This window comes from Acinetobacter proteolyticus, assembly GCF_000367945.1.
Taxonomy (GTDB): Bacteria; Pseudomonadota; Gammaproteobacteria; order Pseudomonadales; family Moraxellaceae; genus Acinetobacter; species Acinetobacter proteolyticus.
In genome coordinates this window covers 978,925-992,442 of the sequence record NZ_KB849179.1, presented here as the reverse complement: position 1 = coordinate 992,442, position 13,518 = coordinate 978,925, and the positions used below count along the sequence as shown (strand labels likewise).

The 13,518-nt window shown below is 37.7% G+C and carries 14 protein-coding genes; 13 read left to right on the top strand and 1 reads right to left on the bottom strand.

Annotation, left to right across the window (positions count from 1 at the left end; genetic code table 11):
- The first annotated feature begins 17 nt into the window (after positions 1-17).
- The 6 genes from F993_RS12195 (at position 18) to F993_RS12220 (ending at position 4,562) form a co-directional block, all read left to right on the top strand.
- Complete coding sequence (locus tag F993_RS12195) at positions 18-938, top strand: phage tail tube protein (RefSeq protein ID WP_004653643.1); 921 nt, start codon at positions 18-20, stop codon at positions 936-938.
- A 41-nt stretch (positions 939-979) separates the two neighbouring features.
- Positions 980-1,498 carry a hypothetical protein gene (locus F993_RS12200; RefSeq protein ID WP_004653641.1) on the top strand — a complete coding sequence of 173 codons (519 nt, stop codon included), beginning with the start codon at positions 980-982 and terminating at the stop codon, positions 1,496-1,498.
- A 343-nt stretch (positions 1,499-1,841) separates the two neighbouring features.
- Entirely contained in the window at positions 1,842-2,987 is a 1,146-nt protein-coding gene (locus tag F993_RS12205) for a hypothetical protein (RefSeq protein ID WP_004653640.1), read from the top strand.
- On the top strand, positions 2,987-3,514 hold the full coding sequence (locus F993_RS12210; RefSeq protein ID WP_004653639.1) for a hypothetical protein: 528 nt from the start codon (positions 2,987-2,989) through the stop codon (positions 3,512-3,514). Before F993_RS12205 ends, F993_RS12210 begins: the two co-directional genes overlap by 1 nt.
- Positions 3,515-3,611: 97 nt before the next feature.
- Positions 3,612-3,848 carry a hypothetical protein gene (locus F993_RS12215; protein ID WP_004653638.1) on the top strand — a complete coding sequence of 79 codons (237 nt, stop codon included), beginning with the start codon at positions 3,612-3,614 and terminating at the stop codon, positions 3,846-3,848.
- A 210-nt stretch (positions 3,849-4,058) separates the two neighbouring features.
- Positions 4,059-4,562 (top strand): hypothetical protein, encoded by a 504-nt coding sequence (locus tag F993_RS12220; protein WP_004653636.1) that lies wholly within the window; start codon positions 4,059-4,061, stop codon positions 4,560-4,562.
- Positions 4,563-4,587: 25 nt separating this feature from the next.
- Here F993_RS12220 and F993_RS12225 read toward each other — a convergent pair whose 3' ends face one another.
- On the bottom strand, positions 4,588-4,851 hold the full coding sequence (locus F993_RS12225; RefSeq protein WP_004653635.1) for an Arc family DNA-binding protein: 264 nt from the start codon (positions 4,849-4,851) through the stop codon (positions 4,588-4,590).
- 333 nt (positions 4,852-5,184) lie between these two features.
- Between F993_RS12225 and F993_RS12230 the strand changes: the two genes are divergently transcribed.
- From F993_RS12230 to F993_RS12255, 7 genes are all read left to right on the top strand, one after another.
- Positions 5,185-5,700, top strand: a complete 516-nt coding sequence (locus tag F993_RS12230) for a Rha family transcriptional regulator (protein WP_004653634.1) — start codon at positions 5,185-5,187, stop codon at positions 5,698-5,700.
- A gap of 75 nt (positions 5,701-5,775) precedes the next feature.
- Positions 5,776-6,072 (top strand): hypothetical protein, encoded by a 297-nt coding sequence (locus F993_RS12235; RefSeq protein WP_004653632.1) that lies wholly within the window; start codon positions 5,776-5,778, stop codon positions 6,070-6,072.
- Between the two features lie 67 nt (positions 6,073-6,139).
- The gene (locus tag F993_RS12240; protein ID WP_004653631.1) at positions 6,140-6,949 is read left to right on the top strand and encodes a DUF4882 family protein; all 810 of its coding nucleotides are present in this window, start codon (positions 6,140-6,142) and stop codon (positions 6,947-6,949) included.
- 118 nt (positions 6,950-7,067) lie between these two features.
- Positions 7,068-7,853, top strand: coding sequence for a DUF4882 family protein (locus F993_RS12245; RefSeq protein ID WP_004653630.1), 786 nt, complete (start codon positions 7,068-7,070; stop codon positions 7,851-7,853).
- Between the two features lie 105 nt (positions 7,854-7,958).
- A complete protein-coding gene (locus tag F993_RS20050; RefSeq protein WP_004653629.1) occupies positions 7,959-8,963 on the top strand; it encodes a hypothetical protein in 1,005 nt (334 codons plus the stop codon).
- Between the two features lie 24 nt (positions 8,964-8,987).
- On the top strand, positions 8,988-9,476 hold the full coding sequence (locus tag F993_RS12250; RefSeq protein ID WP_004653628.1) for a DUF6714 family protein: 489 nt from the start codon (positions 8,988-8,990) through the stop codon (positions 9,474-9,476).
- A gap of 86 nt (positions 9,477-9,562) precedes the next feature.
- Complete coding sequence (locus F993_RS12255) at positions 9,563-13,507, top strand: tape measure protein (protein ID WP_004653627.1); 3,945 nt, start codon at positions 9,563-9,565, stop codon at positions 13,505-13,507.
- Positions 13,508-13,518 lie beyond the last annotated feature (11 nt).

The window sequence follows — 13,518 nt, the reverse complement described above, 5'->3', positions numbered from 1 at the left end:
AAATTAAGGAGAACATTATGAGTTCAGGCAGTCGTATTAGATTATTTTATGCCGAGGAGCAAACCCCAGAAGTCTTACCAACTACACCAGTATGGAAGACTATACGACGAATTACAGACGGTTTAACAGAAAACGTCACAACTGAAGCTTCTAACAGCATTGTAGACACCCGTTTCCGTCAGGGAGGTATGGCTACTGAAGCAGAAATTACAGGTTCACTTGAAGTTGAATTATCAGTTGGTTTGTTTGATGACTTCTGGTCAGCTGTTGCTATGAATAACTGGGCCAGTGATGTTCTTAACTTTGGTGGTGATGTTCGTAAAACATTTACATTCGTCAAAGTCTACTCAGATATTAACCAAGTCTTTATCTACCGTGGTGTTCGAGTTAATGATGCATCATTATCTCTTGCCACAACAGGAAAGATTACTGCCACATTTGGCCTAATGGGAACCGTGTTTGAGCGAACTACAACAAGTCCTGTTACTTCGCCGTTACCAGTTCCAGAAGCTGTGCTTGTTTCCGCTTTGAATGTTGGTGATTTAAAAGTTAATGGTGAAACCGTGGTCGGCAGCGCTTGTATGCAGACACTTGAGCTATCCATCAACAACAATATGGAAGCGATTCGTTGTATTGGTTCTCAGAAGCTCACAGCAACAACTTACTTAGAAAAGATTGTAGACATCACCGTTAACACTCAATACATGTTCTCGGCACAATCAGCAGGTTATATCGACTTTATTAAGACACGTGACACGATGCCTTTAGAGTTCTCAATTGAAGACAGTGCAGGCAATGGTTATGCCTTCCAGTTCCCACAATTAGAAGTTGCTGAGGCGCCTCATCCAGATGGTGGTGGCGATGACACCATCACAATGGACATTAACTACAACCATGTTCGTGTATCACCCGTGATTACACGTGTTATTGCGCCTTAAGCAAAATGGTAGCATAAGGCTGCCTTTATCCGGAGAAGATCATGGCTTTAGAAGTCAATATTCAAATCAATAAAGACGTTAGTTTGTGGCGCGAATATAAAGATACAAAAGGGAATGTTCTTGCAGAATTTAAGGTGCGTGGAATTGGCTATAAGCCTTATCAGGTAGCTTTAGAGCGAGCCAATCATCAAATAACATCTAAAGGATTTGATGTTAGAAGTGTTGCTCAAGGAGATAAGCTTTATCATGAGCTAGTTCTTGAGGCAGCAGCTTGTCATTTAATTGAAGACTGGAAAGGTGTGGTTTTCCTTGAAACTAATACTGAAGGAGAATCTATCCGAAGCGAGCCTAGTTATGATCCAGATAATGCTTTAAAGCTCTTAGGGATGGGTGATGTTGGGCTATCAATTTGGCTGTTCGTTAAAAGTGAAGCCGAACAGATTCAAACTGAAGCTGATGCCTATAAGGTTGAAATTGTGGGAAAGTCACAACCCTCTACAAGTTCTCCAGCCGATATGCTGGGCTCTCGGACCATGAAAAAGCGCAAAGGAAAGCCTTAGGCCTTCCTGAAATAGAACCACCTGAATATTCATTCACAGCAAATACTATTCTATCAGCCTATAACACCATTGCTCGGTCGAGACGATACGAGCAATGTGTCCCTCTGGCCTTAGATATAGCCGCTATCAATTCATATGTTGAGCAGTATGATTTGCCAGTAGAAAGATGCATCTTTAATGAATGCATTTTCACACTGGATAACCTTTTTCTTGATGAAGCGCATAAGAAAGCAAAGGCGGAAGCTGATAAGGGAATGAAGTGATGAGTTAAATTAATTTTATCCTCCTTTATGGTTTTTAACTGAAAAGTAAAATAAACTATTTGAAAAATAAGGAGGAATAAGTGAAAAAACTACTTTTATTAGCAATGTTGCTGGGTTTGACGGGGTGTGGTGATAATAACCAAAGCGATACCACTCAAACTAATACACAGGCAAATACATTACAGAAAGCCGAAGCAGCTCCAGTAGTAGCAAATTACAGTTTGGTAGCTTCACCGCGGGCGATGAGTGCTCTAGCACCTTTACAGGGTTGGGATGTTACTAAATCAACTGTAATGGGGGCTTCAACATTAATTGATGCGATTAAGGACACTAAAGTATCGGCGGCTTTGGTTACACCAAACGCCAAACAAGTTGCCGAGGTGTTAAGAGGTGGTGCAGCTGGAGTTGCTTTAAATATTGCTGTAGAGCAATTATTGGGTGCAGTTGATTGGGTGATGGATCCTGAAAATAGCCAGATTAAATATACAATCCCTTCCAATGATTCGAATGACCCAACTGTACAGACTATTTATACAGTTGATGTGGCAAGAAAAAATTTATATGCAGTAATAATGGACCAAGCTTGCTCGAAAGCAGTCGGTGTATATTTTAATAGTACTATTACATCTGCTTACTATAATCAAAGTACTAAAACTTGTTGGGTTCGCGGTTTATATTCTGGTAAAGAGTATGTTGAAGATTCTGGTAGGTTTCTTTACACACTTAAAAACCCACTTTACGATCCGAATGCTCAAAAAGATGCAAACACTCTCCCACTTGAAACCGTAGCTGAACAAGTCATTTCTAACGCAGATGCTGGCAGTTTAGATGCTCAGGTAGCAACTAACCTTGCAGCTCAGAACATTCTTAATGATGAAGAGTTGGCTAAGCCAGTTGTTCAGGAGTTGGAGTATAACTCTAGAGATAAGTGTTACATTTATTACACTAGGATGGATGACAAAGCTGGAGAGCTTGAAAGACGATATCGACAAATGTATGAGGATGAGTATGACATGTATAATAAATATTATCCTGAAACTAAGCCATTCATAAAAAATGGTATAAATTATGGATCTTGGATGGGGCATGTTAGAAAATATAGGAGTTCCCAATTCAATTTAAACTGGACAATTGAAGAGGCGAGAAATAAGGGTTGTAATGAGACTCGTAAAGCTACTGAGTGGAAATCTAAAGCTCCACCACCTCAACCAGGTATGCACTCTTAATGATTAAACTTAATGTAATTGAGCCATCTTTTGGTCAGCCCATTAAAACAATTTACTTCATCGATGAGCAAGATTATTGTTTTCGAGTAGGGTATTTACTTGACGATGAATTAGTTTTAGACGAAGTGCAAGAGTTTAATAAGTCAAAGCAAAAAATTAATGAGACATTATTTGATGGTTCATATAACGTTCTTGCTTATATAAATTATCTCAGAGATTCAGCGGATACTTATATTGGAAAAGATGAATACCAAGTGATAGGTGGTCATCATGTTAAAATTTGCTCAATGCGATTTTCAGAAAACTTAAGTGGATCAGAAGGGCTTCGTCAAAATTGGTTTAATGCTAGTGGTGAATTGGTTTATTACTCAGAACCAGATATAGATGGATTGAAAATTTATAAGTCAAACGGAGAGGAGTACAAGTATGAAGAACAACTTCACATATTTTTCTCAGAAGTTAAACTTAAGGGCTATAGTGATGTTCTAAATGAACATTTAAAAAGAATTATTAAAGAAAACACTTAATTTAATAAAAGCCCTTCGGGGCTTTTTGCTACCTAATCGGGCGCCAAAAAGCTGGCTTAGAAAAAATTGAACCACTTATATAGAGAGCTACTTAGCTATGAATTACCAAACTGGGGAAATGATCGAACTTTGTGATTATGTTGAACTAAGTGGAGATATGACAGGAGTAGTTGTAGTAATTGTTGAAGAGTCTCAATACTCAAAATCATATCCAAAAGAAGAATGGAATTATTTAAAGAGTGGGTTGTTGATCTTAGCCGATCAAGCTGGATTAGTTCATGTTCCTCATCTGTCCGAGGATATAAAATTGATAAGCAAAACGACCTATTATTAGACCGGCATGACTTATATAGAAGTACTAAGAATGCCCATTGGAGTTATTGCTCATGGGATGGTCATATTAAGCAATATAATAATATAGTTCAGGGCAAGCTTAAAGCTTTGGTAACTAAAGCCGTTATTGAACGGTGCACTGTATCAACCTATGTTAGGAAATGGTCTGAGGAGAAACCTCCAATACAACCACTTCCAAAAGGATAAGGAAATGATTGAAGTAACGATTAACGAAGCAACAGAATATGACCCCATAAAAAGGGTGTATTTCTCAGATTCGACAGGTAACTGCTTTAGGACATCTTTTTTTAACAAAGATGGTAAGTTCTTATTTGAAAGAAATGAAGAAATACAACTTTCAAAAGAAGGTGTTCAAAGTACTTGTTTATTTGTTGGGGAAAATTATGAACTTGTTGCATATCGTGAATATTTTCGATCTGAAACCCGTAAAGGTACTCAAGATTTTCACCGCCTAGAAGGTGGTGAATTTAAGCAGATTAATTCTTCAAATTATGAAACTTCGGATGATCCTTATTACTCAAAAATGTCATGGTTTGATGTTCATGGTGAGCTTTGTTATTACAATGAGTCAAACAGAAGTGGAACAGATTTCTTTGATCCTTTAGGGAATTCAATAGAGAATCTGGACGAATACTTGTTGTCTAAAAGTTTTGAGTCACTGGATAGCATTACAGATAAATTACTAAACACTTAGTTTAGAAATCAAATAAAAAAGCACCTCATGGTGCTTTTTTTATGTCTTGGTTATCTATAACAACAACAGAGTGCCCTTTAAAGCGGCTAGTTAACTCCATCATCAAATTTTCTGTTGGAATCTGGGTTATATCGCTACTAGACGATTCAAAACTTTTCTCCAAACGAGCAACAACTTCTTGGTTCATTGATCTAGTATTTTCTTTAGCTACTTCAGCAACTTTATCTCTTAATTCTTCAGACCATCGAAGATTGTATTGGACAGTTAAATGTCCACCATTTTTACTCATATTCAAATCACTCAATTATGCAAAATCAGGAGCATAAGCCTGTGTTGGTCGATGCCAATTAAGTGTGATAGTAAATCTATTATTCGGGTATTGACAATACTACCCGATCAATACTATTATTTTCATACCCGATTAATAGGGGTCAAATGTGGAGCTTCCAACTAAGTCTAGACAAATTAAAAGCAACCATACAAAAGTTCAGTACAACCTTCGAATTGAACCAGAAATGTTGGAATGGTTAAAAGCCATAGGAAAGGAATATGAAAGACCAGTGAATTATTTGATTAATCATGCAGTTAAGCAAATGCGATTTGAAATTGAGAAGGTAAGGGTATGAAAATTGATTTTAATGCACTAGTGATGCTCGATCATGGAGTACCAGTTACAACTAGTTTTCGAGTAGCTGAAATTTTTAAGAAACAGCATAAGCATGTTTTAAGAGCTATTCAAAATCTTGAATGTTCTAAAGAGTTTACAGAGCGCAATTTTGGGCTTTGCTATAAAATCAATGAGTTACAAAATGGTAAAGCACAACCATACTATGAAATGACTAAAGATGGTTTCGTATTCTTGGCAATGGGCTTCACAGGTAAGGAGGCTGCCCAATTTAAAGAAGCGTATATCAATGCCTTTAACTGGATTCAAGATGAACTAATGAAACGAGGAATGTCTCTAATGCAGCGATACAACTTTGTTTCTTTAAAGTTTAATACACGAAAGGATGAAGTTAGCAATTCAGCAAGAAGCATGCGCTTTTGGCAGGATGAAAAGCCAGAGTTCTTAGGTGAGTTGGAAATACTCGAGAAAGAGTTACAACCACATTTAACAGGTTTGGAACTAAAACAATGAAAATTTCAGGCATTAAAAAAGCCCCTTACTTTCGACGGAGAGAGGCTTTTAGTTTGCTACATAAGGAATGTAACTATGAACAGTATGGTACAGATAGGAAGTAAAAATCAAGCCTATGACGCAAGTGATGTTGCCGATGGTTATGCACTGGCATATGAACAGGTAGCGGATGTCGCTGCAATGCTTGGCGCAATTCACAATAAGCAGGAGAGAATCATTGAACATGTGGGTAAGGTGTATAACGTTCCTGAATCCGTATTCAAAGAACTTATTAGGCTTTTCCATATCACTGAGAGCATGATTCAAGACTCGCTGGAGTTTAGTAAAAAGCAGGAAGACCATTACCAAGCTGAAGTGGATAGCGGTTCATAATTTATATTCAATTAAATGAAAGCCACCCTTTGGGGTGGTTTTCATCTGATTTCACACAATTTTATAAATGATTATTTATACTGAACGTTCAATTATAAAAAAGGTGAAAGATGTGAAAAAGATAATATTAGGAACTTTAATCAGTGCCGTTTCTATTTCAAGTACATTTGCTGCTTGCACTTATAACTTTGATGCGACACAAGCTCAAATAACAACAGCTTTCGCAGGGTTTCAGAAATTCCCCGCTATCTCAGGACAAAAGACATCTTTCACAGTAGCAGCAACTGCGGAAAACTCCCAACAGATGTTTATTGCAGCCAATGGAAATGCAATTTCTGGGCAAAACAATGGCAGTAACGTGCCGCAAAGTGGAATTTTTGCATACGAATATAAGGTTAAAGTTCCTACAATTTTACTGATCAACAATGAACAGATATTTATGTATCCAAACTATGCTGACGCTTATTACAGTAATGGTAAAGGTCAGATAGTAGCTTTGTATGCAAATCATTTACAAGGCAGCACTACCCCTAATAAAGTTATGTTTGCAGTTGGTAGTACTGTTGACGGGGCAACTGGTATGATTGAATTACCTGTAACAAGCACTAGTGATGGTTATCAAAATATTGGAATATATGTAAATCAGGATACTAAGCAAGTTGGTGTGATTTTTAATGGTGTCAATAAAGGATATGTTTCTACTAATCCAAGTAAAATTACAAGCTTAGCTTTTACTAATGGAATGGCTTATTACGGTATAGATTCTACTTCTCCAAATATTGGCAATATGTATTCTATAGAACTTATTACTGACTCAACTAAACTGACTCAAACCTACCCGACAGGTACCAAAGACATCTGTGGTAATACTATTTAAAAGCTGAAATCCATTTAACCTCCTTTGGGAGGTTTTTTAATATCCATTCATCTGATTTCACAATGTTTTCTAGAGTTTTAATTATACTGAATGTTCTATTAGAAGAAGGACAATCACAGTGAAAAAGATATTTTTGGGAGCATTAATCGGTGTTGCTAGTATAGGGAGCACATTAGCAGCAGAATGCACATATAATTTTAATGCAAACCAAACACAGATTGATGCTGTTTCATCAGGAGCCGTCCAATTTCCAAACATTAATGGGCAAAAAGTTTCTTTGACTTTTCAGGCTTCCAATACTAATAAACTTTATGTTGCTGCCAGTAGTGCCTTTGGAAATAACAGAATAAGCCAATCGACCAAAAATGTTGGTGATATTGCTTTAAATCAAAGTAATCTGATTGCTTATGAGATGATTGTCAAAGCCCCAAATGTTGTTTTAAGCGGTAATAGTATTGTTACTTTATTTCCAGCCGCTTTTTTTGGAACAAAGAACGGTGAGCACGTATTAATAAATATGATTGCTAATTTAAATAATATTCCTGCTGCACCAGATCAAATAATTTCAGCTTGGCAGATTACGGATAGATCAAATAGCCAAACTTTGAATGAAGGTGCAATTAGTAATATTGATTTGAGCAATGGTGTTAGGATGGGTTTTTACATTAATCAGCAGACACAACAAGTTGGCGTAATATTAAATGGGAGCAACTTGGGCTATGTAGGTACATATTCTACAAAGCCAACGGAAGGGTACTTTGTTGCTAGCCTAGGGGTACAAAATATTCCATCTACTTCTAATATTGTAGGTAAAGAGTTTTCTATTGAGTTGATTACTGATCGTACTAAATTGCAGAATGTATATCCAACTGGTACAAAAGATATTTGTGGAAATACAATTTAATCGCGTTAAACCTCTCCATGGGAGGTTTTTTTATTCCTCTTAATTTCTAGTTTTTAACTGAAAAGTAAAATAAACTATTTGAAAATAAGGGGAATAGTCCAAGCCATGAATAAGAAAATTTATCAATTATTAGGGGAGTTACACGATGCTAGGTTGTATGGTTTCTTATTGGATGTAGATCCGAAGACATTCAGTTTGAATGTTCTCCTTTATGTTCATATTTTTTCAACTTTTGAAGATGAAAAGTATTCATTAGAGAAGGCATTAGTTATTTTTGAAAAGGCATCAATTCATAAATTTAGTATTACAAATGACCTGAGTAGTGGGCAGTTTTATATTGTTGATTGTATTGTAAAAGATTTTGGAAATGAAAAATTTAAGTTCATTTTCACTTTTAATGACCCTTCAATAGAACTGATTTTGATTGCTGAGAATATGAGGATTAAAAATTCAGGTGTAGTAGAAGAAAAAGATGAGCAGTTCTTACCTACGAATTGGCTTAAACTGTTAGAGCATATAAATGCAGAAACCTTATTAGAGCAGATAGAGGTAAAATTCAAAAATATCACTTTAGGTGATAATTATACGCTTGCCGAAGAAGACTATGCTGATACAAGTCATTGGTATTTTGATGAAAAAGGAATTGATCATAATTTAACTGATGAGGAGTGGAGAGATCAGGAAGTTCGCTTTTTTGAAACTTGTAGTTGGCTCTCAGCAGATCAGGAAGAGGCAATTCAAGCAATTAAAGAAAAAAGGAAGATGGCTAACAGATTTAGCAACCCTCTAGATATACCTGTTCTATACCTAAATTGTTACTCTACAGGTTATAGCTATTTAAAACCTCAGGCATATTTATTCTACACACCTGCTATTATGAAATACTTTTTAAGTGATACTGAGATACTTTATTCAAACAGCTTCACATCATGGCTCAGTCGTCTAATTGGGGCTGATACATATGAGGATGTTACAACGTTATTGCAATTTTTTAGTAAAGATCAAGTTTTAATACTAAAGGAATTTTTACTTTATGCTACAAAGTCTAATGTTGAAAATGAAAGATTAAATGAAGCCTTGGATAATGTTAAGTTAATTAGTGGTATCTGATTTAAATTTCTATGAGAGTTAATAATGAATGAAACCCTTGAAAAAATATTTCCTCTTTATGATCTGGGCGACTCTTACTCATTGTTAGAATGCGATTTTTATGATACACATTATCGATATTTTGAAGAAATAGATGATAACTATTTAACTGCGCTGAATATGTCTGCAAAAGATTTAATTCTAAAATATAACTTTCAATGGCCTGAGTTTTACACAAATGCAGCTTTAAAGGCCGTTTCAACACGCAGTAGATCGCAAGAAGGTATTAAAACATGGGAAGACGTCAGTTATGAATATCTATATTACTTTGGCGATTCATGTAATTTCTTAGATTCGAAAGGTTTTAAATTCTTTTTGCCTGCGGCTATTAATCATTTTCTAACAACAAATAAAAATAAAGCTTTTATGGATAGCTTTGTTTTTAGATTAGAAACACGATGGGACGAAGATAATCATGTTTTTAGTGATGATCAAAAACAGTTTATTAAAGAGTTTTTAAGAGAAAACACTTGACTCAATATAAAAGCCTTTAGGGGCTTTTTCACACCAAGAATTTACCGCGCCTTTAGGCGCTTTTTTATTGCCTAAAGGAACGTGATATGATCCAAGAATCCCGCTTAGTCATTGTGATTGACTCAAGAAATGCAGCAAGAAATGCCCGTAATTTAAGTGATGAACTAAATAGTATTGAACGAAATGGAGATTTTGCAACTCGTTCTACAGATAGACTTAGTGTCGCAACACGCCAGTTAGCAGGGTATATGGCAGGGCTTGTAACTATTGGGGCTGCTGTGTCAAAAATGGATACTTATACTGGGCTTCAGAATAGGTTAAAGCTCGTTACTAATTCACAAACTGAGCTAAATCAAGCAATGAAGGATACTTTTAGTATTGCTCAATCAACAGGGCAAGCTTGGGAAAGTACGGCTCAGGTTTACCAACGATTTGCAGACAACGCAAAGAGACTAGGTATTACCTTACAGCAGACAGCTTCATTAACTGATACGGTTGCAAAGGCGATTGCTATTTCAGGTGGAAGTGCAGCAAGTGCTGAAGCTGCTTTAGTTCAATTTGGCCAAGCATTAGCCTCTGGTGTTCTACGCGGAGAAGAATTTAACTCTATCTCTGAACAGGCACCGGGTTTGCTAAAAGCTATTGCAACTGGTTTGGATAGCAATATTGGTCAGTTAAGAAAAATGGCAGCAGAAGGCCAATTAACTGCAGATGTAGTAATTAAGTCTTTGGAGAAGGCGAAACTTTCTGTCGATGATCTATTTGGGAAGACTGATTTTACAATTGCTAATTCTTTTACGATGTTGAATAACGCCGTAATCCAATTTGTTGGTGAAGCAGGAAAAGGAAGTGGAGCAGCAAAACTACTATCGGGTTCTTTACAAAGCTTAGCCCAAAATATGGAACCAATTATAAATATCGCTGTTATTGGTGGGGTTGCATTACTAACCAAAATGATCCTGAGCCAAACTGTAGCTGTTAAAACAGCAATCGGGGCAAGTTTGTCCAGACGTGCTGCACAAGCTGCGGAAGCTGAAGGTGTTGTTAGACTAGCAGCATTAGAAGTTCAACGACTCCGACAGGTTACTGCACTTGCTGCCCAAGAAGTTTCCCTTGCCCGATTGGAATATAACAGTGCAACTACTCGTAATGTTCGTGCCGCAGCAACAATTCGGTTAACACAGGCAGAAATTGCTCACAGAATAGCGTTAAACCAAACAACCGCGGCAATTGCAGCAAACACGGCAGCACAAAATGCTCTAAATGCAAGTCGCGCTATTGGCTCTAGGTTGCTCGCATTGGTGGGTGGTCCAATTGGTGCCATTACTTTAGGTGTTACCGCATTAGCAGCAGGATATATGTATCTACAAGGTCGTACAGAAGCTGCAACTAAGAAACTACAGGAGCAAGGCAAAGTCGCTGATAAAACCCGTGAAGAACTTTTGAAATTACAGGGAGTGGATCGGAAATCGGCGACCATAGATCTAACTACAGCTTTTGATGCTCAAAATAAGGCATTAGAAAAATCCAGACTTGCTGTTGGCTCTGCATTAATCGACATTCAAAATTACGAAAAGGGCAACTGGAAAGTAATCGAGGTTATCAATCAAGCGAACAAAGGAACCATCAGCTACAGTGACGCTATCAAGCAACTGAATGACATGAAAGTATCACCAGAATTGTATAACGCTTTAAAGAAACAAGTTGAGCAATATGACGCAAACTATGAGAAAGCGAATAAGTCGGCGACTGCGTTAAAGATTTATGGAATTGAAGTCGAACTCACTGGTAGCAAGGCTCAAAATGCTGCATTAAAAGTAAAGGCGAATACTGATGAGCTAAATCTTAATTCAACGGCAGCTGAACGAGCAACGCTGGCTCAGAAGGGTTATTTTGATAGTCTTAGACAAGATGTGCTTTCAGCAAATGAAAGACTTGCATATATGAATTTGGGATTCGGTAAGGAGGTAATTGATCAAATCAATAAGCTGCAAGCTGAAAAGCAGAAAGCCTTAGGTGATGGAGTTACCGCAATTGTTACCGATGCTGAAATCAAAGAAATTAGTTTAGCTATAATTGCTTTAGATGCGGTTAAACAAAAAGAAAATGAAATTACTGAGTCTAAGCGGAATCAGACAAAGGAGCTTGAAAAACAAGCTAAGTTATCTCATCGTTTAATTGGTATTTCTGGTAATTCTGGAATAGGTACAGGCGCACATTTAGATGTGCGTTATGGTGGTTCACGAGATGGCCAAAAGGTTTCTAAGGAGCACTTAGCAAGATTACAAGCTGGAGGTAAAGCATTATCTTCCTACAGAGTCAGTTCTGATTATGGACAACGAAAAGCCCCTACAGCAGGGGCTTCTTCTTTTCATAAGGGGATTGATTTTGCAATGCCTGTGGGTACTCCAATCACGACTACAGTCGCAGTTAAGGATGTAAAAACTGCTTATGATGCTAAAGGTGGTGGTTACTATAGTACTGTGACTTTTGAAGATGGTGTCGTCTTGAAGTTACTTCACCAAGCACCATCGATGATGTCCAAAGTCAAAGGTGGCCCAAGTGATGGAACATATAAATCCAACTTGGATTTGGAGAAACAGGCTAATGAGGTTGCGAGAAATCAAATACAGTTGCAAATGGCTGTTGCAGATGAAATTACTCGTATTCGCCAAAACTTAGCTGACGATTTAAAAGAGATTGATAAAGCCGGATATAGCGATGATGAAGCGAGAAAGTTAAAGGCTCAGTACCAAGTACAAGCCAATAATGATATTGCCATTGCTCAGCAAGCTATACGAACCAGACTCGATGACTATAAGGCTTTCACAAAAACAGAAGAGCAACTGTTACGTGATAGCTTTGCGAGACGACAGTTTGAAGCTTTACATGATCTTGAATTGACGAAGAGCCAAAGACAGGAAGCTGTAAATCTTTTAAGTCAGCAGGAGCAACAAGAGCTTGCACTCATTAAGTTATCTCAAGAACAGCGCCTTTACCAATCAAAGCTTTTTCTTCTTTCTGAATCTGAAGCTATTCGGGAACGTTATAGACTTGAACGTAAGGAAATAGAAAAGACCACTAAAGATGAAGATGAACGTCGTAAACGTCTTGCTTTATCGAGAGAGCAAGAGCGGTTAGAGCAATTTAACAAGGCAGCTCAAGCAAGTAAAAATTGGGGCAGTACTTACACTGAGATGACTGGCAACAATCAGCTTTATCAGTTAGACCAGACTCGTCAAGATCGAACTAGTCAATCACTGGCAGTAGCAGATTCACAAAATGCTGATGTTATGACGAGAACTCTAGATCCTAATGCAGATATAGAGGCTTTGGCGGCTGAGCAAGAAGCAATCTGGCAAGCACATCGAGACAGAATGGCTTTGATCGATCAGGATTACTGGTCGAAGACATCTGGTTATCAGTTAGGTATGGCAAGTGATCTGTTTGGTTCGTTAACAGGATTGGCTGAAGGTTATGCTGGTAAGCAATCTGGCATCTATAGGGGAATGGCGGCAGCACAACACGCTTTCAGTCTTTTCTCGGTTGCAGCAAATAGTTTTACAGCAATTTCCTCTGCATGGGCTTCTGCTCCATTTCCTGCTAATTTGCCAGCAGTGGGTACCGCTACGCTTGAAACAGGCTTGCTTCAAGCTGCATTAAAAGCACTTAGCCCTCAGGGTTTCGCCACAGGGGGCTACACCGGTGATATGGGTCGTGGAGATATTGCTGGTGTTGTGCATGGTCAGGAATATGTATTAAACGCTGCTGCTACGAAACGAGTCGGTGTTGATACATTGAATGCTATTAACTCAGGTAGAAATGTTTCGGGTGCTTCTAATGTCATTCAACCTCAAGTTGTTATTAACAACAATGCTCCAACAAGGGTATCGACCCAAACTGGAGCGGATGGGAAGCTATATGTGACAGTTGATGAAGTAGAGCAGATTGTTGCTCAGTCAATAGCACGACCAAGTAGTCCAATATCAAAGTCGTTTAACCAAAACACTAATGCAGGGCGGAGACGCTAGGACTCATATAA